Raw genomic sequence first — 24,866 nt, forward strand, 5'->3', positions numbered from 1 at the left:
GGAGCGTCACGGGATGCATTCCTACGCAGAGCGTGGGAACGATCGAGGGTGTCAGACCTTCTTGTACAACTGACTCCCTTCCTGCTTGAACCGCTGCGCCTGCTCGGCCAAGCCCTTGGCCACGTCCACATCCACCGCTTCAATGCGCTGGTTGGCCGCATACTCACGCACTGCCTGGGTAATCTTCATCGAACAGAATTTCGGCCCGCACATCGAGCAGAAGTGCGCAACCTTGGCCGAGTCTTTGGGCAGGGTTTCGTCGTGATACGAACGCGCCGTGTCCGGGTCCAGACCGAGGTTGAACTGGTCCTCCCATCGGAATTCAAAGCGCGCCTTGCTCAAGGCGTTATCGCGAATCTGCGCACCCGGATGCCCCTTGGCCAAGTCAGCCGCATGTGCGGCGATCTTGTAGGTGATGATCCCGGTCTTCACGTCATCCTTGTTCGGCAAGCCCAGGTGTTCCTTGGGCGTGACATAGCAGAGCATGGCGCAACCGAACCAGCCGATCATCGCCGCACCGATGCCCGAAGTGATGTGGTCGTAGCCCGGCGCAATGTCGGTGGTCAGTGGGCCGAGGGTGTAGAACGGCGCCTCGTCGCAGCACTCCAGCTGCTTGTCCATGTTCTCTTTGATCAGTTGCATCGGCACGTGGCCGGGGCCTTCGATCATGGTCTGCACGTCGTGCTTCCAGGCGATCTTGGTCAGCTCACCGAGGGTTTCCAACTCGCCGAACTGCGCGGCATCGTTGGCGTCGGCAATCGAGCCGGGGCGCAGGCCGTCGCCGAGGGAGAAGCTGACGTCATAGGCCTTCATGATTTCGCAGATTTCGTCGAAATGCGTGTAGGTAAAGTTCTCTTTGTGGTGCGCCAGGCACCACTTGGCCATGATCGAACCTCCACGGGACACGATGCCGGTGACGCGCTTGGCGGTCAGCGGCACGTAGCGCAGCAACACGCCGGCGTGGATGGTGAAGTAGTCAACGCCCTGCTCGGCCTGTTCGATCAGGGTGTCGCGGAACAACTCCCAGGTCAGGTCTTCGGCGGCGCCGCCGACTTTCTCCAGGGCTTGATAGATCGGAACGGTGCCAATCGGCACCGGCGAGTTGCGGATGATCCACTCGCGGGTTTCGTGGATGTGCTTGCCAGTGGACAGGTCCATCACCGTGTCCGAACCCCAGCGAATGCCCCAGGTCAGTTTCGCCACTTCTTCTTCAATGGACGAACCCAACGCACTGTTGCCGATATTGCCGTTGATCTTCACCAGGAAGTTACGGCCGATGATCATTGGCTCCAGTTCGGTGTGGTTGATGTTGGCCGGGATAATCGCGCGGCCACGGGCGATTTCTTCGCGCACAAACTCAGGCGTGATGATTTTCGGCACGCTGGCGCCGAAGCTGTGACCGGCGTGCTGCTGGTCGAGCAGGCCACTGGCACGGGCTTCTTCAAGCTTCATGTTTTCGCGGATGGCGACGTATTCCATCTCGGCGGTAATGATGCCTTTGCGCGCGTAGTGCATCTGCGTGACGTTGGCACCTGCCTTGGCGCGGCGTGGGTTCTTCACGTGGGCAAAGCGCAGTGCGGTGAGCTCAGCATCGCTGAGGCGCTGTTGGCCAAAGTGCGAACTCAGGCCGGACAGGCGCTCGGTGTCGCCACGCACTTCGATCCACGGCGAACGCACATCACCCAGGCCTTTGCGCACGTCAATGATGACGTTGGGGTCGGTGTACGGGCCGGAAGTGTCGTACACCACCACCGGTGCGTTGATTTCACCGCCGAAATCAGTGGGCGTCACGTCCAGGCTGATTTCACGCATAGGCACACGAATGTCCGGGCGAGTGCCTTGCACGTAGATTTTTTGCGAGCGGGTAAACGGCTGCACGGAGCCGGAATCGACCTTGGCCGATTCACTCAAGTGCACGGTATTTTTCAGTTTTGTACTTTTTATTTCTGTGCTCATCACGGGCTCTCCAACTTATCCAGGCGGTGGATTTTTGTCGGAGCGAACCTGTGACGGATGGACGCACTGAAACCAGTGCTGTGCTTGGCGCACAAGAGCTGTTCGATTGTCGAACAACATCCCGGACGAAGCACAAGAGGACTCGCCGGGTGACGAGAAATCTTGTTCCCTACGCAGGCGCTAACCTGATCAGGTTCAACGGGATCCGGTATTTACCGATCTCAGCCTTCCAACAAGGCACCCCGACAAGAACGCGGCCAGTCTAGACCATGGCGTGGGCAAATTGCCAATGGCGGTGCATTCAGCGTGATGAATGGCGTGATTGCGGGATTGTTGCGCCGGGTCAGCAACACTACACTCGGTTGCCGCCACAATGCTTGACGCCAGGAATGGCCAGCCTTAGCCTTGGGCGCTAAATTATCGCCGTAATATTCAAACTAGGGATCGCCTCATGCTGCGCAAACTCTCACTGGCTCTTGCCGTGTCTTGTGCGACCAATGGAATGGTCTGGGCAGCTGAAGCGCCCTTGTCCGCCAACACCGATTTGGTCAGTGTCTACCAGGAAGCGGTGAACAATAACGCCGACCTGGCCGCCGCCCGTGCCCAATATGGCGCGCAAAAAGAAGTGGTGCCCCAAGCCCGTGCCGGCTTGCTGCCGAACCTGTCGGCCGGCGCCGACAGCAATAACGTGCGCACCCAGATCGACCAACCGGCGGCTACCGTCAATCGTGATGCCCACTCCTGGCGGGCAACCCTCAGCCAGCCGCTGTTCCGCGCTGATCGCTGGTTTCAGCTGCAAGCCGCCGAAGCCGTCAACGAGCAAGCCTCGCTGCAACTCTCGGCCACCGAGCAGAACCTGATCCTGCAAAGCGCCGAGAGCTACTTCGCCGTGCTGCGCGCCCAGGACAACCTGGCCTCGACCAAGGCCGAAGAAAACGCCTTCAAGCGCCAGCTCGATCAGTCCAACGAACGCTTTGATGTAGGCCTGTCGGACAAGACCGACGTGCTGCAATCCCAGGCCAGCTACGACACCGCCCGCGCCAACCGCATCGTCGCCCAACGCCAGGTGGACGACGCCTTCGAAGCGCTGATTACCCTGACCAACCGCCAGTACAACGCAATCCAGGGCATCGTGCACACGCTGCCGGTGCTACCACCGGCGCCGAATAATGCCAAGGCCTGGGTCGAAACCGCCGGCCGTCAGAACCTCAACTTGCTCGCCAGCAACTACGCGGTCACCGCAGCCGAAGAAACCCTGCGCCAACGCAAGGCCGGCCACTTGCCGACCCTCGACGCCGTGGCGCAATACGAAAAAGGTGACAACGACGCGCTGGGCTTCAGCAACCCTAACCAACTGCCCATCCCTTACGGCGGTGATGTGTCGCAACGCACCATCGGCCTGCGCCTGAACATCCCGCTCTACAGTGGCGGCCTGACCAGCTCTCAAGTACGCGAATCCTATTCGCGCCTCGACCAGACCGAACAGCAACGCGAAGGCCTGCGCCGTCAAGTGGTGGAAAACACCCGCAACCTGCACCGCGCGGTCAACACCGATGTGGAGCAGGTACAGGCACGCCGCCAGTCAATCATCTCGAACCAGAGCGCGGTGCAAGCCACGGAAATTGGCTATCAGGTGGGCACGCGCAACATCGTCGATGTGCTGGAGTCGCAGCGCCAGCTTTACTCGTCGGTGCGCAACTACAACAACAGCCGCTACGACTACATCCTCGACAATCTGCGTTTAAAGCAGGCTGCAGGCACCTTGAACCCAGGGGATTTGCAAGACCTGTCACGTTACCTCAAGGCTGATTACAACCCGGACAAGGACTTCCTGCCGCCGGACCTGGCCAAAGCTGCAGCCGAGCAGCTAAAGGCCCGCCCCGGCTACTAAGCACAGCGCAAAACCAATGTGGGAGCGGGCTTGCCTGCGATGCAGACACCGCGGTGTATCAATTACACCTGGGTGATGCTATCGCAGGCAAGCCAGCTCCCACATTTGGATCAGGTTGGGTCAGTGATTGATCAGCCTGTCCAAGCCATCCAGCAAACGCTTGAGCGCGCCCTGGTTGGCCTGCATCACCGCAAGCCCTGCCTGCGCCATCTTGCGCGCATCCTGCGGCAGCTCGAACAGTTGCCGCACAGCCTCGGCCAATCCTTGTGCGTCATCCACTTCTCGCAACGCCCCCGCGTCACGCATCATCGTGCTGATTTCGAGGAAGTTGAACAGGTGCGGCCCCATGATCACAGGTTTGGCCAGCGCCGCTGGCTCCAGCGGGTTGTGCCCGCCAGTCGCTACCAGGCTGCCGCCGACGAAGGCGCTGTCGGCCAATGCATAGAGAAACAGCAGCTCGCCCATGGTGTCGCCGAGTAACACCGAGGTGTGTGCGCTCACGGGCTCACCACTGGAGCGACGCACCGTGGCAAAGCCTTGTTGCTCGCATAATTCAAACATCGGGCCGAAGCGCTCTTGATGACGCGGCACCAGAATCAACAGTGCGTTGGGGTAGCTGTCGAGCAATTGGCGATGCGCAGTCAGTACCACCTCGTCTTCGCCTTCATGGGTGCTGGCGGCGATCCACACCGGGCGCTCGCTGGCGCCCCACTGCTCTCGCAAGGCGCCAGCACGTGCCGGGATTTCTGGGTCGACGCTCAGGTCGAACTTGATCGAGCCGGTGACTTCGACGCTTTCCGGGCGGGCGCCCAGGCTCAGGAACCGCTGGGCTTCGGTGTGTGTCTGCACCGCAAACAGGCTCATTTCTGCCAGCATCGGCGCGGTGAGTTTGGCGAAGCGTGCGTAGCCTTTGGCTGAACGCGCCGACAGCCGCGCATTGGCCAGCGCCACCGGAATACCGCGTTGAGCACAGGCATGGATATGGTTCGGCCACAATTCGGTTTCCATGATCACCGCCAGCTTGGGTTGCACGCGATCAAGAAAACGCTTGGCGGCGCAGGGCAAGTCATAGGGCAAATAGCAGTTTTGAATGCGCGGTTCATTGGCGAACAGCGCCTGGATACGCTCGGAGCCAGTCGGCGTCATGCAGGTGACGGTGATCGGTAACGTCGGATGGCGCGCCAGCAACTCGCGAATCATCGGCGCGGCAGCGATGCTTTCGCCCACCGACACGGCGTGCACCCAGATCCCACCGGGTTGCATCATCGGCAGACCGTAGGAAAAACGCTCGCCAATGCGCTTGGCATAGGCCGGCGCCTTGCGTGCGCGCAGCCACAAACGTAAAGCCACCAACGGCAGCGCCAGGTAAAACAGACAGCTGTAGAGAGTTCTATTCATGGCGGCGGAGTTTATCGGCTTTTTCAGTCGATCGCCTGCAAGCACTCGGCAAATCGCTCGGCCAGGAAACGCGCAGCCGGGCCGAGGTGCTCATCGCGGCGCCAGACCAGCTCCACCACCAAGGCGGGCGGCGTCCATTCGCTGTCCAGTTCAACCATTTGTTGTTGATAGGTGGGGTACTGCACGATGTGCCGGGGCAGCCAGGCCCAGCCCAAGCCACTCATCAGCCATTCGGCCAACACGTAGAAACTGTCGGCGCGCCACACCAAGGGGCTGGCGGCTTCGCTGCCGGGGTAGACACTGGTCTGGGTCGACATCAACAGTTGGCGAAACTGCGCCAAATGCTGACACGTTACGTACTTTTGCTTGGCCAGCGGATGATTCACGCCGCACACGGTAACCATTTCCACACTGCCCACCACACGCCGCTCGAGGGCTTCGGGGATTTGGTCGTGATAGAACAACAGGCCCAAGTCGGCCTTGCGCTCGACCAACTTGCGCGCGACGTCGCCTTGGGCGGCACTGGACAGTTGCACTTCCATGAGCGGGTATTGCCCGGCCAGCGCTTCAAGGCTGTCGAGCACCGGTTGGAACAACATGGCTTCGTCCTGGGCCAGACGCAGGCAGGCTTCCTCGCCACGCGTCAGCGACAGCGCTCGGCCATTGAGCCGCTCACACTGGCGCAACACCTCACGCGCTTCCTCCAGCAACACGCTGCCGGCTTCGGTCAGGTGCGGCTGGCGGCCGCTGCTGCGGTCGAACAGGCTCAGCCCAAGGTCGGCTTCGAGCAGGGCAATGCCATTGCTCACCGCCGATTGCGCCTTGCGCTGATCGCGCGCCACCGCCGAAAACGAACGCTGTTCAGCGACGCTGACAAACAGGCGCATCTGTTCCAGACTCCACTGCACACTCATGGCTCAACCCATCTTAAAATCGGATAGGCAATGACTTTACCCCATCTTTCCAAGCGTTAGAATGCCGACCTTATCAAGTACGCATCACACCGAGGATTACCCCATGAATGTCGCTTACCTCTATTTGGCCATTGCCATTTGCTCGGAAGTGGTCGCGACCGTTTCCATGAAAGCCGTCAAGGGCTTGAACACGCCAATCCCCTTGCTGTTGATGATCGTGGGGTATGCCGTAGCCTTCTGGATGCTCATCCTGGTGGTGCGCACGGTGCCGGTGGGCATCGCCTACGCGGTCTGGGCAGGGCTTGGGATTGTGATGGTCAGTGTCGCCGCGCTGTTTATCTACGACCAGAAGCTGGACGTCCCAGCGATGCTGGGCATGGGCCTGATTGTGCTGGGCGTGGTGGTCATTCAGTTGTTCTCGAAAACCGCCGGGCACTGATCCCCGCTCAACAGCCTGTATACTGCGCCTCTTGTCTTGAACACTGAGGTCGCCCATGCCATCCGTTATTTCCACCGACGTTCTGATTGTCGGCGCCGGGGTTGCCGGCCTCTGGCTCAATGCGCGCCTGCGCAGCCAGGGGTTTTCCACGGTGGTGGTGGAAAACGCCACCTTGGGTGGCGGGCAAAGCGTGAAGTCCCAGGGGATTATTCACGGCGGTGCGAAATACGCCCTGCACGGCGCCCTCACCGGCGCGTCAGAAGCCATTGCGGATATGCCGCGCCGCTGGCGCGAAGCCCTCGCGGGCAACGGCGAGCTGGACCTCTGCGGTGTGCGCCTGCTGTCCGAGGCTCATTACCTGTGGTCACCCGGCACCCTCGCCGGCAACCTCACCAGCTTCTTCGCCAGCAAGGCCGTGCGCGGCCGCGTCGATCAGGTCAAAGGCGATGAGTTGCCACCGGCCCTGCAAGATCGACGCTTCAAGGGTAAGGTCTATCGCCTGGCGGAGCTGGTAGTTGATGTGCCCAGCCTGATCGAACGTCTTGCGCAACTGGCCGGTGACGGCTTGCTCGCCGGGCAGCACATCGAACCGCTGCGCGAAGGCGACAGGCTGGTGGGTTTGAAGGTCGACGGTCGCGAGATTCGCGCCCAGCGCATCGTGTTGAGCGCCGGTGGCGGCACAGCTGATTTGCTCAGCGCCTTGGGCCTCAGCCAGCCGGCCATGCAAAAACGCCCGCTGCATATGATCATCGCCAAAGGCCCAGGCTTGAAGCCACTGTACGCACACTGCCTGGGCGGCGGCACCAAGCCACGCATTACCGTCACCACCCACCCGGCCGCCGATGGCAACTGGGTATGGTACATGGGCGGCGACATTGCCGAAGCGGATGGCGTGGCACGCACACCGCAGGAACAGATCGTCACTGCGCAAAAAGAGCTGGCGCAACTGCTGCCGTGGATCGACATGAGCCAGACTCAGTGGGCAACCCTGCGTGTCGACCGTGCCGAGCCGCTGCAGTCGGGCCTGAGCCGTCCCGACAACGCCTTCCTCGCCGAACAAGGCCGCCTGTTGGTGGGTTGGCCGACGAAGCTGGCCTTGGCGCCTGACTTCGCTGATCGCGTGCTCAGCGCCTTGGAACGTGACGGCATCCGCCCGAGCGCCACCCAAGCCCTGCCCGAGCTGCCAAAACCCGCCATCGGCCAACCTGCCTGGGAGCAACTGTTGCCATGAGCCTGCCCACCCTGCACGACCTGCATCGCCCACTTGGCAGCACCGGCCTGCTGGTGTCGCCACTGGGCCTGGGCACCGTGAAGCTTGGGCGCGACCAAGGGGTGAAATACCCCAGCGGCTTCCAGATTCCGGATGACGAAGAAGCACGCATGTTGTTGCGCCAAGCCCGCCAGTTGGGCATTAACTTGATCGACACCGCACCGGCTTATGGCCGCAGCGAAGAACGCCTCGGGCCGCTGCTGCGCGGCCAGCGCAAGGACTGGGTGATCGTCAGCAAGGTCGGCGAAGAGTTTGCCAATGGCGTGTCCCATCACGATTTCAGTGCCGCCCACACCCGGATGTCGATCGAGCGCAGCTTGAAACGACTTGAGACTGATTTTATCGACCTGGTGCTGGTGCACTCCGACGGCAACGACTTGCACATCCTCAACGACTGCGAGGTGTACCAGGCCCTGGCCGAACTGAAGAAAGAGGGCAAGATTCGCGGTTTTGGCCTCTCCGGCAAAACCGTCGACGGTGGCGTGAAGGCTTTGGAGCAAGGTGATTGCGCTATGGTCACCTACAATTTGAACGAACAAACCGAGAAAGCCGTCATTGATTATGCGGCCGCCCATGGCAAGGGCATTCTGGTGAAAAAGGCCCTGGCCAGCGGCCACGTGTGCCTGGAGCCTGGAATGGATCCAATTCACGCCAGTTTCATGTTGTTGTTTGCGCAAACGGGTGTCGCCAGTGCTATTGTCGGGACCATTAATCCGCTGCACCTGGCCCATAACGTGGCGACCGCTGCCCAAGTCATTCGTCAACTCTGATGCCGCCCACGCGGCCGACCTCGTCGCAAGAAGGAGCCGACATGGCGCGCACGCTCATTAGAAAAAACCCCAGCAACTTTAAAACACTGCCGCTGCACGTCGAAGCCACCCCCGAAGGCCTGAGCTACCAAAGCGTGGGCATGCCGCTCAACTTTGCCCAGACCCTGCAACGACGCAAGCCGGTGGAAGTGGCAGACCCCGAGCGTTTCGCCCTGGAACTGGCGAACCTCGGCGTTTCGGTGCGCCTGACCCTGCATTGGCAAAACAAGGATTATTGGGTATTGGTGCGCCAACGCCGCCAGGACCGTGGCGATGTGGTGCTCAAGCTGATTTCCGGCTACGTCCCCGCCCATGAACTGAACCTGCCGCTGCACACCGCCATCCAGGAGATTGCCGAAGAGTGCCTGCTGGAAACACCAGAAGGTTGGCTGGGCGGGCGCTTCAATGACACGTGGCTGCCGGCGCCCTACTCTGCCGCCCTGCATTATCGTGAAGCCCTGCCATTTCGATTGAGCCCGTTATCCGGCGCTGCACGTCCGGTGCGTTGCGCGACCACGCAATTGATCGAGCGCCCGCGGGCTTATGTGCACCTGCCGACGGCATCGCTGCAACTGATTTATGACTTGCGCCTTGAGGTACCGAAGGAAGCCAAATCACTTAGCCTGTTTCATGTGGATGAGCGGCTTGAAGGCGACCAACTGGTGGCGCGCCTGGACCGCCAGCGGCCGGACCTGTATCTGATGCCGTTGAAAGACGGGCAACCGCTGGCCGAGCTGTACACAGTGAAGAAAGACCAGCTGTATCCGGCCAGTACTCGCGGGTTATATCTGGCCGAAAGTTTTGCTCAGCAGGAAGGCTGGTTGGTGCGCGATGAGCGGATTCGGTGGAAGGATTGGCTGAGGCAGCAAGGGCTGGCGCAGCCTGAGAAAGAGTCGAAGCTCAAGCGGCTGACTGGCAAGGCGCGGCAGATGTTGCGCAAGATTGTGCCGAAGAAGGCTAGCCGGTGAGTGCACATCGAGCATTCCCACGCCGAGCGTGGGAACGGTCTTGCGGTCAGCCGTTAAGCAACCGCTCAAGCCCAACCTTCAACGGTGTAGGCTCAGGCAGCTTGAAACTCGCCAACAACCGCTGATTATTCGCCCGCGAATGCCGAATATCTCCCGAGCGTGCCGGCCCGTATGTGATCGTGGGCAACTTACCCACCACCTCTTCCAACGCCTGCAACACTTGCTTCAGCGTCGTCGTACGGTTCCAGCCAACGTTAATCGCACCCAGCGGCGCATCAGGCGCTTCAATGGCCTGCACCAACACATCCACCAAATCTTCCACATACATGAAATCGCGGGTTTGCTCACCATCACCGAACACGCTGATCGGGACACCCTGCTCCACACGCTCGCTGAAGATACTGATCACCCCGGAATACGGCGATGACGGATCCTGACGGGGCCCGAAGATGTTGAAGAAGCGAAAAATCACCGGTTCCAGGCCATGCTGGCGACGGTAGAAGTCGAAGTAGTGTTCACCGGCCAATTTGTCGGAAGCGTAGGGTGTCAGCGGCGCCTTTGTGGTTGCTTCGTCAATCGAATCGCCCTCGCCGTTGTTGCCATACACCGCCGCGCTGGAGGCATACACCACCCGTTTGACCCCAGCCTTGCGCATGGCTTCGCAGACATTCAGGGTGCCGACGAAATTGCTCTGGTGCGTACTCACCGGGTCGTCCACTGATGCCTGCACCGAAGCCACTGCCGCCAAGTGCACCACCGCGCTTGCGCCAACGGCGGCTTGCGCCACCAGCTCGGCATTGGCCACATCGCCTTCGATCAGTTGGACACGCGGGTTGCCCAGCGGCAAATTGCTGCGCTTGCCCGTAGACAAGTCATCCAGCACCCGCACGGAGTAGCCGCCAGCGAGCAACGCATCGGCCAGGTGCGAACCGATAAACCCGGCACCGCCGGTGATCAGGACCCACTTATCAGCGTTACTCATTGTTGCGGATCTTCTCGACAATGGCCGTGGTCGAGCTGTTTTCAACCAGCCCCAGCACTTTGACCGTACCCCCGTAGGCGCTGACGATATCGGCACCCACGACCTGGTCGACAGAGTAGTCGCCGCCCTTGACCAGCACGTCCGGCTTGACTTGGGCCAGCAGGTTTTCCGGGGTGCCTTCAGAGAAGCTGATCACCCAGTCCACCGCGCCCAACCCGGCCAATACGGCCATACGCCGGTCGACACTGTTGATCGGGCGGCCAGGGCCTTTCAAGCGGCTGACCGAGGCATCGTCATTGACCGCAACGATCAGGCGATCGCCTTGGGCACGCGCCTGTTCCAGGTACGTCACATGACCGGCATGCAGGATGTCGAAACAGCCATTGGTGAACACAATGCTTTCGTTGTGGGCGCGCGCATCGTCAATCGCCAGCAGCAACTGCTCGATCGTCAACACACCGCGCTCGGAGCCTTCGGAGCGCTGGATAGCGCGGCGCAGCTCAGGCGCGCTAATGGCCGCGGTACCCAGTTTGCCAACCACGATGCCCGCTGCCAGATTGGCCAGGGCCACGGCGTGAGGCAATTCTTCACCGGCGGCGATCGAGGCGGCGAGGGTGGAAATCACGGTGTCACCGGCGCCGGTGACGTCGAATACTTCACGGGCACGCGCCGGCAGGTGCATGGCCGGGTGGCCTGGGCGCAACAGGGTCATGCCGTGCTCGCCACGGGTCACCAGCAAGGCGCCCAGATCAAGGTCGGCCATCAACGTGGCGCCCTTGGTCACCAGTTCGTGCTCATCGGCGCAACCGCCGACGATGGCTTCGAACTCGCTGAGGTTTGGCGTGATCAGGCTGGCCCCCCGATAAACCGAGAAGTCCTTGCCCTTGGGGTCGGCCAGTACCGGAATGTTGCGGGCCTTGGCGGCCTGGATCAGCATCTGGTGATTCTTCAGGGCGCCTTTGCCGTAGTCGGACAAGACCAGCACCTTGATGCCTTCGAGCAAACTGTCGACCTGCTCGCTAAGGGCCAGGGCGTCGGTGGCGAAGGGCTCTTCAAAATCGATACGCAGCAATTGCTGGTGACGGCTCATGACCCGCAGCTTGACGATGGTCGGCTGATGGGCGATGCGCTGGAACAGCGCGCGCACGCCGGCACCGCGCAGGCTGTTGGCCAGGCTGTCGGCGGCTTCGTCGTCGCCGGTCACACCGACCAGGGAGGCCGGGGCGCCGAGAGCGGCAATGTTAAGAGCAACGTTGGCAGCGCCACCTGGCCGGTCTTCGATTTGCTCGACCTTAACTACCGGTACCGGTGCCTCAGGGGAAATCCGTGAGGTACCGCCATGCCAGTAACGGTCGAGCATGACATCGCCGACCACCAAGACAGGGGCTTGATTGAATCGCGGCATGGACAACTTCATGGAGCAACCCACATACAAAATGAACAGGGGCGCGATATTAGCACAGGGTTACAAGCGGCTTGTGGAGGGCGTGCGCAGAAGATTCCAAGACACCGACGCAGCGTCTTTGTGGCGAGGGAGCTTGCTCGCGCTGGAGTACGAAGCACTCTTGAAGACAGGACTGGGTTCTAACTGATGACCTCAGTGCCGTTTCGGGGCGGCTGCGCCGCACAGCGGGATCAAGCTCCCTCGCCGCAAAAGCCCGCCCCACACACAAGGTTTTAGGTGATATCGGCCGCTACGGGGGCATCCAGGCCCATGGCATGCAGGCGGGCGTAATAGCCGTTCTGTAACAGCAGCTCGCCGTGAGTGCCACGCTCGACAATCCGGCCATCGTCCATCACCAGGATCAAGTCAGCCTTCTCGATGGTGGACAAGCGGTGCGCGATCACCAGCGTCGTGCGACCCTGCATGACTTTGTCCAGGGCTGCCTGAATGTGCCGCTCGGATTCGGTGTCGAGGGCCGAGGTGGCCTCGTCGAGAATCAGCAGTGGCGCGTTCTTGAGCAATGCCCGGGCGATTGCCAGGCGCTGGCGTTGGCCACCGGAAAGCAACACGCCGTTTTCACCGACCTGCGTGTCGAAGCCTTTTGGCAACTGGTCGATGAAGTCCTTGGCGTAGGCATCCGCCGCCGCCGCTTCAACGTCCGCCCGTGGCGCGCCGGCGAGGTCGCCGTAGGCGATGTTGTTGGTCACGGTGTCGCTGAATAAGGTCACGTGCTGCGTCACCTGGGCAATGTGCCTGCGCAGGTTGAGCAACTTGTAGTCCTCAACCTCTACACCGTCGAGCAGGATTTCGCCGCTTTCATGGTGGTAGAAACGCGGGATCAGGCTGGCCAGGGTCGACTTGCCGCTGCCGGAACGCCCCACCAGCGCGATCATCTGCCCAGGCTCGGCGGTAAAGCTGATGTCCTTGAGCACATGGCGTTCGGTGCCGGGGTAGGTGAAGTTCAGGTTGCGAACTTCCAGGCGGCCGCTGACCTTGTCGCGCTCGATGGTGCCGCCGTCGACTTCCTGCTCTTCATCCAGTTGCTCGAAGATGCTTTCAGCGCCGGCCACACCTTTCTGGATGGTCGAACTGACTTCCGACAGTTGGCGAATCGGCTTAGGCAGCAAGCCGGCCAACGTAATGTAGGCCACCATGTCACCGGCCGACGCATCGCCGCGAAGGTAAAGCACCAGGAACATCAGCACCGCCATGGCGGTGTAGATCACCAGTTGCAGCAACGGGGTGTAGATCGCCCCGGTGCGGGTCATGCGCAGTTGCTTGTTGGTGTTGCCCTGGCTGGCCTTGAAGAAGCGCTTCTCCTCGTAGACCTCACCACCGAAACTGCGCACTACGCGGTAACCCTGGATGGTTTCGGAGGCAACGTGAGTCACGTCGCCCATGGCCACCTGGATCTTCTTGCTTTGCTTGCGGAATTTTTTACTGGCGGTGCTGACCATCACCGCAATCAACGGCAGGATGGCAATCATAACCAGCGTCAGGCGCCAGTTCATGAACAGCAGGGAGGCGAACAGGAAGATCACCGTCATGCCTTCGCGGATCACCACCTTAATCGCATCGGTCGCCGCCCCCGTGACCATGGTCACGTTGAAGGTGATGCGCGAAATCAGATGCCCGGAGTTGTGGTTATCGAAGTAGCGGTTGGGCAGCGTCAGCAGGTTGTTGAACAACTGCACCCGCAGGTCGTGGACCAGGCCCAGGGAGACCTTGGCCAACAAGTAGTTGCCCAGGAACGAACCCAGGCCCTGCCAGGCTGCGATCAAAATGATCAACAACGGCACGGCTTGCAGCAATTGCAGATCACGCAGAAACGGTACGCTTGGGAACAGCACCGCTTCAGGGTTGGACAGACCGTCGACGAAGTACTTGAGGATGTACCCCAGCATGGGCTGGGTCGACGCGAAAATCAGAAATCCGACAATACTCAACGCGAACAAGCCAGCGTAGGGCTTAACGTACATGAGCAGGCGGAAGTATATTTTCAAGCTCGAAGGGCTTGCGCTCGGACTGGAGTCGGTCATATCACGCGGCGTTTTGAAAAAGGAGGCTGACTTTAGCACAGCTTCTCTGTTGTACTTGCACCCCGCATGACCCGTGGCTCGGTTGGATCCAACCGGCGACATTAAATAGCCACTACTTTAAGATAGTCGGCTTTCTCTATTCTGGAATGGCTTCTACCGTATGCACTCCAAGCGCCTAACTTATGGCTCAAATCGCGTTTTCGACTTCCTGGTCCTATGGATTTTGCCCATTGGCTTGTTGTTGCTACTGAGTTCGCTGTTCTACGTCACTAATCGCAATGTCATGCACCGGTTCTACTACGGCTTTTTCAGCGTGCCGACCTTGCTGTTGCTGTGCTTGCGCCCACGGGAGATCAAAGAGTTACTGCGTGAGCCTTTGGTGGTCGCCTTCCTGGCATTTTGCGCCTGGGCAATGACCAGCGTGCTGTGGAGCCCGGAACCTATCTACGATTCCAACCTGTTCAAGGTGCCGCTGCACACCTTCATGTTGTTTGCCGGCTGTGGGTTGCTGCTGCATTACCGTAACGATCTGCTCAAGCCGATATTTTTCAGCGCTGCGCTCATTGCGCTGGTGGTAAGCCTGTGCAATCTGGTGGCATTCGTCAAAGGCTTCGAGCCGGGCATGCGCATGATCGGTGGCCTTGGCGCCCTCGATAATCCGTTGCTCAGCTCCCACGTCTTCGGTTTCTTCTGCATTTACTGGCTGTATGTCTGCATCACGACTCAACGCCTGCGGGTGTTGTGGTTCAGCGCACCGGCGCTGGCGATCATGACAGCCACGATCCTGGCCACCGGCTCACGAACGCCACTGGTTGCGCTGACGCTGGCCGCGCTCTGGATCGCCTTTGTCAGCCGTAATCGTCGTTCCGCGCTGATGATCGTCACGCTGGTGCTGGGCGCTGCGGCGCTGCTTCTGTTTTACCCCGAATCCATCACTGAACGTGGCAGTTCATTCCGTTTTGAATTGTGGACCCTTACGTTACAGCGTATCGCCGAGCACCCCTTGATCGGCCACAGTTTCAACGCCGATTTGAGCCTGGTTCTGGCCAACGGCTTCCAACTGGTCGAGCCCCACAGCTTCGCCCTCGGCGTGCTCTATTACGTCGGCATCATCGGCTTTATCCCGTGGGTATTCATGCTTGGCTGGGGCCTCTACAAAGGCCTCAAGGAGAGGGCACAGCCACTGTTTATCCTCGGCTCCGCCCTGCTGGCCTATGGCATCGGTGCCGGCTTGACCGAGGGCGGCGGCATCCTCTCGCGCCCCAAGGAGCACTGGTTTTTGCTGTGGATCCCATTAGCACTGCTGGCCGGCCTGAGCATCGCACAGCGTCGTCGCAGCCTGCTGCGTATGCCGGTCAAAACACCGGCGCCACAGGACTTCGGAGCGCTGCAAAACGGCGCTCACGTCATCGAGGAAGATGGCCTTGGACCGAAAGTCCTGCGCTTGGAAGACGGCAGTTTCCTCAAGCTGTTCAGGGCGCGTCGCTGGTACACCACCGGTGGGTTCAGCCCTTATTCGCAGCGATTCGCCAGCAACAGCGAACAGCTGGCGCGGCTTGGCATTGCTTCCCCCCCCATCCTTGATCTGTATTGCCTGCAAGATGGCAGCAGTGCCGTGCGTTATCAGCCGCTACCGGGCCTGACCTTGCGCCAGGCGCTGCAGAGCCTGGACAACAGCCTGCGAGAGTCGCTGATCGAACGCTTTGGTCGGTTCATGGCACAGCTGCACGAACGCGGTGTGTACTTCCGCTCGCTGCACTTGGGCAATGTCCTGCTTTTGGAAGATGGTGAGTTCGGGCTAATCGACGTGGCCGATATGCGCATTTATCCGTCGGCACTGCGTAACACCCTGCGCCAGCGCAACGTGAAGCACATGCAGCGTTATCCGCAGGATCGCAGCTGGTTGTTCGAAACCCATTTTGAACAGTTGGCCAAGGGCTATGCGTCAGTAGCCTCGCCGCAAGCCACAGTAAAGCTGCGTGAGCAAGTGCTGACACTCGCGCGCCCCGGCGCCTAACAGCAAGCCTGTGCGCCCCAGGGCTGGGGCGCACAATGCGCTATCAGTCTTTCTCCAGCGGGGAAAAATACAACCGGCTCAAGCCGCGCCAGGTTTTCTTATTCCAGGCCCGGAACGGAATCTGTGCCAGCAGCTCGCGCGCCAACTGACGATCACGGTTGGCGGTCTTGAGGAACATGGAGCTGAGGAACTTGTAGCGCACCTCGTCATACTGCGGGTGGTCACTGAACAACGCGTACGAGCGCAGGATGTTGTCGATCATGAATCGATGATTCTTGTACGAGTTGGTGGCGTGCTTGCGATAGCGGGCCATCACCACGCTCAAGCCGTCGATAAAGTACCCGGCGCGGGTAATTTTCAACTCGATCAACAAGTCTTCCAGGCGGATCTTCGGATCAAACCCACCGACCTTCTCCAGCGCCTCGCGCCGGATCATCAGCGTGGGTGCGGGCGGGTACGGTTTGCGCTCCAGGAACATATCGTCGAAGTCCAGGCGCCGAAACGGCACGTCGCGACGCTGGCGCTTCTCAGGAAACAGCTCGCCTTGGGCGTCGATCAGTTCGATGTTACCCGCACAGATCCCCACCTCCGGCTTGCCATCCATATAGGCCACTTGGGTCGCAATCCGCTCTGGCAACATGATGTCGTCGGAACCGAACGGCACAACCAACGGGCCTTGGGAGCGTGCAATCGCGCCATTGAGCGTGTTGGTCAGGCCTTGGTTCTGCTGGACGCGAAAGTCGAAGGTGTGGTGTTCCTGCAACCGACGAATACGCTCGACACTGTCGTCGGTCGACCCATCGTCAATCACCAACAGTTCAATGTTGGGATACGTCTGGTTCAAGACGCTGAGGATGCTTTGCTCGATGTAGGGAGCATGGTTGTAAGACGCAATGATCACTGTGACCAAGGGCTGACTCTGGTTCATACGTTGTTCCTGCGTGCTTGAGCCAATCCTGAATCAATCAGATCCAGGTATTCCTGACGGAATACCTCAATATCGTGCTGCGCCTGAAGGTACTGGTAGGCCTGCTCGCCTTTTTGCGCGAGTGCCTCATCAGGCAGTGCCAAGTAAGTGTCCAGCGCCTGGGTCAGTTCGGGAACGTTAGCTGGCTCTACCGCCAAGCCGCCCGCCCCTTTAATCAGTGGCAACATGGCCGGTACGTTTGAGGCGATCACCGGCAGGCGACCACTCATGCCCTCCAACAGTGCCAGGCCAAGGCCCTCTGCCAGCGAGGGCATCGCCCAAATGTCGAAGGCGCGAACGTACTGTAGGGCATTTTCCTTGAAGCCCAACAACTGCACACGCCCATCGAGTCCCAGGCTCTGGATTTGCGCGGCCAGGTTGGAGGCCTCGCGCCCCGCGCCGATGATGGCGAGCTGCGCCGTAGGGTACTTGTCTTTAAGTGCCGCGAACGCCTGCAACAAATAGGTGTGGCCTTTGACAGGCACCAAGCGCCCCAGGGCGCCGATCAACCGCACCGACGGGTCGATGCCCAGCAGCTCGCGTGCGCGTTCACGCGAATGCTGCAAGGCTTCGGCCTGCTCGATATCGATGGCATTGGTGATGGCGTAGGTATTGCTATCGGTAAACCCGCAGTTGCAGTCCAGCAGGTACTGCTTGACCGCCGGCGACACACCGACAAAACGCCAGTGCTCGTCGACCCAGCGCTGCGCCTGCTTGCGGCGGTACAGACGGTCATACTCGCCGAAGCCGTGGGAGATACCGATACACAGCGGAATCTTCAACCAACGGTTCAACTGCAACATCATGTTGACCGGCTTGAAGCGGTTGCACACCACGACGTCAAACTTTTCCCTGCGGCAGAACTTATACAACTGCCACATGGCGCGCAGCCTCAAGCCCTTGAGTGACGCGTCGGAAAACTCGAAGTAGACGGAGGTCGCCGCGCGACTGACCGGCCCTCCAGGCGCTGGCCGGCCACGCAGGAACGCGGCGGTGACTTCATAGCGGTCCGCAGGCAATGCCTTGACGATCTGTTCGGCCAAGTCGGCAAAATCATGGGATTTAACATTGTAGTCAGGCTGCAATTGCAGGACCTTGAAAGGCCGACTCATAACTCTCCTCGATGGAAACCTGTGGCATCAACAACCCAGGATGTCTCAGCAGCCAGCGTCTGGGTGTACTCGACGCTCGGCGGCGGCACCAACGGCCACTGATTACGTTTCCAGCAGACAAAATGGAAATACGGAAATTCCCGGTCACCATCCCTGTCGTTGGTCAAGCGACCGTTGTTCCAGAACCATTGGTGTGGGAAACGATCACTGCCGTCATGCCACTTGATCACACCACCCGGCGTACTGAACGCCTCAGTGAACTCACTGCGACGGCGCCACGGGTTCAGTTTGCCAACCAACTGGAACAATGGCTTCGGAAAATTCTTGCGCCACAGGAAAATCCTGCTGAACGCGCCTTCATCCAGCGCATGATGCTCCTGATCGGCAAAGCGTGCTTTCCAATCCTTGATCTGCATGAAGACTTGGCGCTTTCTGGCGGTATTACGCATCAGGCACAAATGGCCGGCGACGCGTCGTTCATGGGTCGAGAACAAGTCATAACCGGCCAAGCGGTCAGCGGTGAAATACCGGCGCAAATTGCCATAGATCAGGTCCAGGTCGCCAAACGCCCAAAAATCGTAGCCTTCGAGGCGATCAGCGTGGATATGCCCCAGCGCAGGCTTGATGTCACACAATTTATAAGCCGCCTGAGGCGCAAAATTGATGTTCAAGCGGTTTGAAACCAACGTGCAGTAATCGCCAAAGCTGATGTTTTCAATTCTGACATTGTCTGGAACGTTGTCCGGTATCGGGCAATCACTGAACAACAGCCAATCAATATCCGCATTGTGTCGGCAGCTTTCGAGAAAAAACGGCATCCAGAAAGGCCATTGGCCAAAGTAAGGAATGAGGAACAGGATGCGGGGGCACGGATTGATCACTGGGGACTCACTGTCATTTTTACGGGAGCGCTCAGCACTCCACCACGTTGTTTAACGTTAATTGTGCTTGATGAACCAAAAAAGTTCGTGTCGCCGAATGGCTTTGCGGAAAAACTCATTCTCACCCCAAGGCGAGATGGCCCTTCCAGCCAGCAGGCGTTGTATGACCCGCCGCACGCGCCGCTTGAACGGCATCCGCGGTTGCAAGTCATGCATCATGCCAAGCGACATGGCTTTGTCACACTGGCGTTCTTCGGACACCGGCAGGCAATAAGGCCGCAGAGTGTACGTCGAATCAAAGCATGGTGGCAAAGCGATACCATTGCCCGAATCTCCCATCGGCCAGCGGTCATTGTCATGCAGATGATTGGCGTAACCGAGCAACACAGTCGGCTGCCATTCCAGCCCCTGCAGGGCTTCCAATACGGCTTGCTGCGCGCAGATATGGTCAGGGTGTGGGTCGAGCACAGGATGGGGCAGCACGACGACCTCGGGGCGAGCCATCAGCAGCACGGCGCGCAGGTCAGCCAACAGGTTGTTCCAGGTCGGCTGGCCGTCGGCATCCGCCGGCAAGGGGAACGGGTTGAATTGGCGAAACACACGGATATCGCTCAATTCAGCCTCTCGAGAGGTCACGGCACGATCAGGCTCAGCCTTCATCGCGGCCAACTGTAGGCAGAAATACCCCAGCTGAACGCACTGCTCCTGCGCCACCCCAGCCCAACGCGGCACTGCGATACTGTCCCAGGCACGCAAGCGGCCCTTCAGACGTGCAGCATCAGGCTTGCCCAGGCCCATCTGCTGATAGTGCTCGGCTTCGATCTCTCCGGCCGTCAAGGTCACGATCCAAGGTTGAGTCGCCTGGCTGTAAAGGCCAAAGGCGGCCAGCTCCGCATCATCGGCATGCGGCGCAATGACCATCACCCGTTGCTGACGCACATCGGCTTGACGGAATACCGACAGCACCGGCGCACCCTGCACACGGCAGAATCGAGCCTTCAGCAGCAGTTGCCCATCGAGCAAGGCCTGCACCTGGCCGGTGAGGTTCAGATAGCGCAAACCATTGACGCCACGCTCGAACACCTGGCGATCAGCCCCTGGCAATCCAATAAACGGATCGATAAAGCGACCCAACACACCGCTTTTGAGACGCAACGCAAGGATCAGGGTCTCATCGCCCACCAGTTCCAGCGCCTCGTCAAGCACCAATCGGCCGTTGGTCAGAGTGACCTTGGGCTGCTCGGTATCCGCTGCAAATTGATACTGGTAGTCGTCCTTGGGCGAGTAAAACAGATGGTCGGCAAACCAGGCTTCATGGGCCACCCAGGCCACGACCGCCAGCACCAGTGGCAGCCACCAGGCCACCAAAACACCCACGCCAATCAACAGCAGCAAACCTGCCAGCAGGCTCATGCGTTTATTGCGGCGGTGACGCTTGAGCAGCGCCTGCTTACGGCTCGTCGACTCACTCATACGTTAAATACCGGTACGGGGTTGCACCAACGGTCTTTGTATTCGCGGTCAGCCCGGCCGAATGAAAACCGCAGCGGCTTGCCGACTTCACGGGCCTGCTCCCAGGCACTTTGCGTATTGAGGAAGCTCAGCACGCTACCCGGGCTGAACGCACGGGTTTGAGGGTCTACGCCGCCATTGATGTACTCGACGCTGACCCACTCCGGCGCTTCAACGCGGTAGACCAACTGAATGGCGATCGGCGCATCGTTGAGGAAAATCACCGAACCGATCAGCCACTCACGCAGCAACTCGATCACGTGTGCCATGCGCTCGGCACCGGTGGCGACAAAGCCCCAGCGGCGCTGGAACAAATCGCAATAAATCGTCGCCAGCTCGGCACTGGAGAAATCTTGCACTGGCCGTACCACGCCGCCCGCCTCTTCCAGCAAACGCAACTCGCGGCGCTGGTTATAGCGAAACTTCTTCGACAATTCTTCCGGGGTACGCGCCATGGCCAATTGCTCGGCCTGGGGCTTGAGGCCGGCAAAACGGCCTTCATTGAGCGCTGACAGGTAGCGCGCGCGATGGCGCAAAGGCGCCTGGGCGTGCGCGGCGGCGGGCAGGATCAACTCGGCATTGCCCAAGTCGAACAGGCCCTTCTTGCCATGCCGTTTGAGTACGTCCTTGGACAAGGCCAAGTCGCGCCCCCAGGTCGCAATGCACGCCTTGAGCTCGCCGCCTTGTTCCCACGCCAAGTAGCGCACGGGAATGTCGGCCAGGCCAGCCAGGCGTTCAACCACCTGCGGATGCGTGGCAACACTGCCACCGTAACGCTGCCAGGCGCCACTGTAGGTAGACGCGTCAACGACGGACCAGCCACGTTCGCGCCAGCCTTGGAATCGATTGAGCATCAAGCCCTCGCGGTCAGTTCAGTAACGTGCGGCAGTTGCCAGAAGGTATCGCGAACCGCCTGATCCGAGAACCGCTGTTGCAGGCGTTCGAGCATCATTTCGGCACACTGCTGGTGTTGTTGACGGTCCATCGCCGACAGGTGCCGAAGCCCCTGACTCAGGTGTTCGGCATCCCCGTAGGGAAACAGAATACCCACGCCTTCGACCACTTCCCGGGCGCCACCACACGCGGTTGCCAGCAGCGGTACGCCGGCGGCCATGGCCTCCAGCAGTACCATGCCGAAAGGTTCGTGGTCGGAGCTCAGGGCAAAGGCGTCGAACGCACGGAAATACCGGCGTGCATCCGGCACCTGGCCGAGGAACAGCACCTGCTCGGCAATCCCCAGTTCGCGGGCCAACGCCTTGAGGTTTTTCTCCAACCGCCCGGTGCCGAGGATCGCCAGGCGACTCTGCGCCGGCAAATGCGGCAATGCCAAGGCAAAGCCTTTGAGCAAGGTCGCCTGGTCCTTGTCCGGATGCAGGCGGCCGACGTTGCCGACCACCCACGCGTCCGGCGACAGCCCCAAGGCATCCCGCGCAACTTCGGCCGGAACCTGCAGCGCCTGCATGGCCTCAACATCGATGCGGTTATATAAGGTCTGGATACGCGCCGCAGGCCAAGCCGGCAGGCAGCGGCGCATATCATCACGCACCGCATCGGACACACCGAGCAGGCTCAGGCGCTTGCGGAAAATCGACGCAAACAGCTTGCGGCTGCGACGCTGATAATCACCAAACGCGTGATGCACGCCAATCACCGGCAGGCGCGTGCCGAGCAAGGCGATGTAGATCGGCTTGAACCGGTGGGCGATGCAGAAACTGAAATTGCGCGATGCGGCGATCTTGCGCAGCTCACGGATCGCGCCCAGCTTCAGGCCACGAATGGCCTTGGAGCTGAACTCCATGAACAACACTTCATCAGAGGCGCAACCGGCAGCCACTGCGGGGTCAGCGACCCCGGTGAGAAACACCGTGGTCACTTTGTAGCCGGCGCCTGCGAACAGGCTGGCGTATTGCCGCGCGCAATCCAGAAACGGCCCGTCATAGCCGTGGCAGAACTGCAGGACGTGGCGATCAGCCGACCGAGTCATAAGGGTCCACGCCGTCTTTGACGACCAGGATGTCTTCCATGATCAAGTACTGCAGGTCGGAGCCGAAGAACATGTTCAGCGCATCGGTCGGCGAGCAAATCATCGCTTCGCCACGACGGTTGAGCGACGTGTTCAGCGACACGCCGTTACCGGTGAGCACTTCCAGCTCCTTCATCATGTCGTAGTAGCGCGGGTTGTATTCGCGCTTGAGCACCTGGGCACGGGAAGTGCCGTCTTCATGAACCACTTCCGGCACACGGGTCTTCCACTCTTCCGACACTTCGAAGGTAAAGGTCATGAACGGTGCCGGGTGATCGACCTTGATCATCTGTGGGGCCACAGTGTCGAGCATCGACGGGCAGAAAGGCCTCCAGCGCTCGCGGAACTTGATCTGGTGATTGATGCGGTCAGCCACGCCGGTAGCGCTTGGGCAACCGATGATCGAACGACCGCCCAGGGCGCGCGGACCAAACTCCATGCGGCCCTGGAACCAGGCCACCGGGTTGCCATCGACCATGATCTTGGCGATGCGCTTAGGCATGTTTTCGATCTTGCGCCACACCGGCTTGCTTTCGTGTTTGGCGCACGCGGCGATCACGTCTTCGTTGCTGTAGGACGGGCCGAGATAGACGTGCTCCATCTTCTCCACCGGCACACCACGGGCGTGAGACACATAGGCGGCCGCGCCGACGGCGGTGCCGGCATCGCCGGACGCCGGCTGCACGAACAGCTCTTTGACGTCATCGCGAGCGATGATCTTCTGGTTCAGCTTGACGTTCAGCGCGCAGCCACCGGCGAACGCCAGCTTGCCGGTGTCCTTGAGGATGTCGCCCAAATAGTGGTCGATCATCTGCAGGGCCAGCTTCTCGAACAGCGCTTGCATGCTGGCCGCGTAGTGGATGTAAGGTTCGTCGGCGATGTCGCCTTCGCGCTTGGGGCCCAGCCACTCGATCAGCTTTGGCGAGAAGTAGAAACCCTTGCCCTTCTCTTTGTAGCGGCGCAGGCCGATGACGTTGGCATAATCGGTGTTGATCACCAACTCGCCGTTTTCAAACGAGGCCAGGCGCGAGAAATCGTACTTGCTGGCGTCGCCATACGGCGCCATGCCCATGACCTTGAACTCACCGTCGAGCATCTCGAAACCGAGGAACTCGGTGATCGCGCCGTACAGGCCGCCGAGGGAGTCCGGATCGTAGAATTCTTTGATCTTGTGGATCTTGCCGTTTTCGCCGTAGCCGAAGAACGTGGTGGCGTACTCACCCTTGCCGTCGATGCCCAGGATCGCGGTTTTCTCCTGGAAGCCGGAGCAGTGGTAAGCGCTGGAAGCGTGGGCCAGGTGGTGTTCAACCGGTTCGATCTTGATTTTCTTCGGATCGAAGCCCAGTTGCTCCAGGCACCAGACGATCTTGTTGCGATAGCGCTTGTAGCGACGGTTACCCATCAGGATCGCGTCAAGGGCGCGGTCCGGGGCGTACCAGTAACGCTTGGCATAGTGCCAGCGCGCCTCGCCGAACAAGCTGATCGGGGCGAATGGAATCGCTACCACGTCAACGTCGGAAGGCTTGATGCCGGCTTGCTCCAGGCAGAACTTCGCCGACTCGTAGGGCATGCGGTTCTTTGCATGTTTGTCGCGTACGAAGCGCTCTTCTTCGGCGGCCGCGATCAGCTTGCCGTCGATATACAAGGCTGCGGAAGGATCATGGCTAAGGGCGCCGGACAGGCCAAGAATCGTCAATGCCACAGGGGTCTAGCCTCTTTTAGTCTGCATGCAGGCGGGTTACGCCTGAAAAAAGTGTGCCTCTCGCCGGGGCGAGAAACAGCTAAAGGGCGAGATTATAGCGTAAACGTGACGGGAATATCCCTGTGGTAATTAGCCCCGTGTTGAGGGCAATGCCTACGCCCGGCCTTAGCGGATAATGATACTGCCGTCGGTGCTTTGCCTATAAATCGTATACGGCAGCAGGGCAGTATCCAGCACCCCCGAAATCAAAGAGTCTACAAAGATAAACGGTATAAAGTTCACCTGGCCGTCAAACGCAGCGTGAGGATTTGGGTCTCCGTTGAGCCGGCAAAAGTTGTAGCCAACACCGCTGTAAACCCAGGGAATCGACTGACAGTAGGTTTTCTGGCTCTTGAGTTCGCGGGCAGCGACACCCTCTTCACGCATGACGGTATTGATCGTTCCACAACCGGCCAGCGCCAGACACACAGTTATCCACAAGACCTTCGACGCACTCCTCATGAACCACTCCTTCTGGCCCATTGGCCATTGTTATTAGCAGA

At 60.0% G+C, this 24,866-nt stretch carries 20 protein-coding genes and 1 riboswitch; of the genes, 6 read left to right on the forward strand and 14 right to left on the reverse strand.

The window, feature by feature from the left end; translation table 11 throughout:
• Positions 1-51 precede the first annotated feature (51 nt).
• The gene (thiC, locus tag E0F99_RS02060) at positions 52-1,956 is read right to left on the reverse strand and encodes a phosphomethylpyrimidine synthase ThiC (protein WP_130908689.1); all 1,905 of its coding nucleotides are present in this window, start codon (positions 1,954-1,956) and stop codon (positions 52-54) included.
• A gap of 149 nt (positions 1,957-2,105) precedes the next feature.
• Positions 2,106-2,211: riboswitch (TPP riboswitch) on the reverse strand.
• 196 nt (positions 2,212-2,407) lie between these two features.
• Between thiC and E0F99_RS02065 the strand changes: the two genes are divergently transcribed.
• A complete protein-coding gene (locus E0F99_RS02065; RefSeq protein WP_083355582.1) occupies positions 2,408-3,847 on the forward strand; it encodes a TolC family outer membrane protein in 1,440 nt (479 codons plus the stop codon).
• A gap of 120 nt (positions 3,848-3,967) precedes the next feature.
• Here E0F99_RS02065 and waaA read toward each other — a convergent pair whose 3' ends face one another.
• Together waaA and E0F99_RS02080 are read right to left on the reverse strand one after the other, a co-directional pair.
• Positions 3,968-5,245, reverse strand: coding sequence for a lipid IV(A) 3-deoxy-D-manno-octulosonic acid transferase (waaA, locus tag E0F99_RS02075; protein WP_083355583.1), 1,278 nt, complete (start codon positions 5,243-5,245; stop codon positions 3,968-3,970).
• 23 nt (positions 5,246-5,268) lie between these two features.
• Positions 5,269-6,159: a LysR family transcriptional regulator gene (locus E0F99_RS02080; RefSeq protein ID WP_083355584.1), complete on the reverse strand. Its 891-nt coding sequence runs from the start codon at positions 6,157-6,159 to the stop codon at positions 5,269-5,271.
• 103 nt (positions 6,160-6,262) lie between these two features.
• On the opposite strand from E0F99_RS02080, the gene E0F99_RS02085 reads away from it, so the two are divergent.
• The 4 genes from E0F99_RS02085 to E0F99_RS02100 are packed head-to-tail and all read left to right on the forward strand — an operon-like array spanning position 6,263 to position 9,645.
• Positions 6,263-6,598, forward strand: a complete 336-nt coding sequence (locus tag E0F99_RS02085) for a DMT family transporter (RefSeq protein ID WP_083355585.1) — start codon at positions 6,263-6,265, stop codon at positions 6,596-6,598.
• A 55-nt stretch (positions 6,599-6,653) separates the two neighbouring features.
• Positions 6,654-7,829, forward strand: coding sequence for an NAD(P)/FAD-dependent oxidoreductase (locus tag E0F99_RS02090; RefSeq protein WP_083355586.1), 1,176 nt, complete (start codon positions 6,654-6,656; stop codon positions 7,827-7,829).
• Positions 7,826-8,638, forward strand: a complete 813-nt coding sequence (locus tag E0F99_RS02095) for an aldo/keto reductase (RefSeq protein WP_083355587.1) — start codon at positions 7,826-7,828, stop codon at positions 8,636-8,638. The genes E0F99_RS02090 and E0F99_RS02095 overlap by 4 nt, the downstream gene beginning before the upstream one ends.
• Positions 8,639-8,679: 41 nt before the next feature.
• Positions 8,680-9,645 (forward strand): metal ABC transporter ATPase, encoded by a 966-nt coding sequence (locus E0F99_RS02100; protein ID WP_083355588.1) that lies wholly within the window; start codon positions 8,680-8,682, stop codon positions 9,643-9,645.
• A gap of 46 nt (positions 9,646-9,691) precedes the next feature.
• On the opposite strand, the gene E0F99_RS02105 is transcribed toward E0F99_RS02100, so the two are convergent.
• The 3 genes from E0F99_RS02105 to msbA form a co-directional block, all read right to left on the reverse strand.
• Positions 9,692-10,627 carry an NAD-dependent epimerase/dehydratase family protein gene (locus E0F99_RS02105; protein WP_083355589.1) on the reverse strand — a complete coding sequence of 312 codons (936 nt, stop codon included), beginning with the start codon at positions 10,625-10,627 and terminating at the stop codon, positions 9,692-9,694.
• Positions 10,620-12,044 (reverse strand): bifunctional D-glycero-beta-D-manno-heptose-7-phosphate kinase/D-glycero-beta-D-manno-heptose 1-phosphate adenylyltransferase HldE, encoded by a 1,425-nt coding sequence (gene hldE, locus E0F99_RS02110; RefSeq protein ID WP_083355590.1) that lies wholly within the window; start codon positions 12,042-12,044, stop codon positions 10,620-10,622. Before hldE ends, E0F99_RS02105 begins: the two co-directional genes overlap by 8 nt.
• A gap of 260 nt (positions 12,045-12,304) precedes the next feature.
• The gene (gene msbA / locus E0F99_RS02120) at positions 12,305-14,110 is read right to left on the reverse strand and encodes a lipid A export permease/ATP-binding protein MsbA (RefSeq protein WP_083360317.1); all 1,806 of its coding nucleotides are present in this window, start codon (positions 14,108-14,110) and stop codon (positions 12,305-12,307) included.
• Between the two features lie 160 nt (positions 14,111-14,270).
• Between msbA and E0F99_RS02125 the strand changes: the two genes are divergently transcribed.
• Entirely contained in the window at positions 14,271-16,127 is a 1,857-nt protein-coding gene (locus E0F99_RS02125; RefSeq protein ID WP_083355591.1) for a bifunctional O-antigen ligase/aminoglycoside phosphotransferase family protein, read from the forward strand.
• A 43-nt stretch (positions 16,128-16,170) separates the two neighbouring features.
• Here the strand turns inward: E0F99_RS02125 and E0F99_RS02130 are convergent, their stop codons facing one another.
• The 8 genes from E0F99_RS02130 to E0F99_RS02165 all read right to left on the reverse strand — a co-directional run bounded on the left by E0F99_RS02130 (position 16,171) and on the right by E0F99_RS02165 (position 24,825).
• Positions 16,171-17,055: a glycosyltransferase gene (locus E0F99_RS02130; RefSeq protein ID WP_083355592.1), complete on the reverse strand. Its 885-nt coding sequence runs from the start codon at positions 17,053-17,055 to the stop codon at positions 16,171-16,173.
• Positions 17,052-18,206 (reverse strand): glycosyltransferase family 4 protein, encoded by a 1,155-nt coding sequence (locus tag E0F99_RS02135; RefSeq protein WP_083355593.1) that lies wholly within the window; start codon positions 18,204-18,206, stop codon positions 17,052-17,054. The genes E0F99_RS02130 and E0F99_RS02135 overlap by 4 nt, the downstream gene beginning before the upstream one ends.
• Positions 18,203-19,087, reverse strand: coding sequence for a DUF6625 family protein (locus E0F99_RS02140; protein ID WP_083355594.1), 885 nt, complete (start codon positions 19,085-19,087; stop codon positions 18,203-18,205). The genes E0F99_RS02135 and E0F99_RS02140 overlap by 4 nt, the downstream gene beginning before the upstream one ends.
• 57 nt (positions 19,088-19,144) lie before the next feature.
• Positions 19,145-20,560 carry a PIG-L deacetylase family protein gene (locus tag E0F99_RS02145; RefSeq protein WP_083355595.1) on the reverse strand — a complete coding sequence of 472 codons (1,416 nt, stop codon included), beginning with the start codon at positions 20,558-20,560 and terminating at the stop codon, positions 19,145-19,147.
• Positions 20,557-21,453, reverse strand: coding sequence for an antimicrobial resistance protein Mig-14 (locus tag E0F99_RS02150; RefSeq protein WP_083355596.1), 897 nt, complete (start codon positions 21,451-21,453; stop codon positions 20,557-20,559). The genes E0F99_RS02145 and E0F99_RS02150 overlap by 4 nt, the downstream gene beginning before the upstream one ends.
• On the reverse strand, positions 21,453-22,583 hold the full coding sequence (locus E0F99_RS02155; protein ID WP_083355597.1) for a glycosyltransferase: 1,131 nt from the start codon (positions 22,581-22,583) through the stop codon (positions 21,453-21,455). Before E0F99_RS02155 ends, E0F99_RS02150 begins: the two co-directional genes overlap by 1 nt.
• Positions 22,567-24,324, reverse strand: coding sequence for a carbamoyltransferase family protein (locus tag E0F99_RS02160; protein WP_017138507.1), 1,758 nt, complete (start codon positions 24,322-24,324; stop codon positions 22,567-22,569). Before E0F99_RS02160 ends, E0F99_RS02155 begins: the two co-directional genes overlap by 17 nt.
• 165 nt (positions 24,325-24,489) lie before the next feature.
• Positions 24,490-24,825, reverse strand: a complete 336-nt coding sequence (locus E0F99_RS02165; protein ID WP_083355598.1) for a YceK/YidQ family lipoprotein — start codon at positions 24,823-24,825, stop codon at positions 24,490-24,492.
• Between the last annotated feature and the right edge of the window lie 41 nt (positions 24,826-24,866).

Origin of the sequence: Pseudomonas antarctica (assembly GCF_900624995.1) — a bacterium.
GTDB lineage: Bacteria > Pseudomonadota > Gammaproteobacteria > Pseudomonadales > Pseudomonadaceae > Aquipseudomonas > Aquipseudomonas antarctica.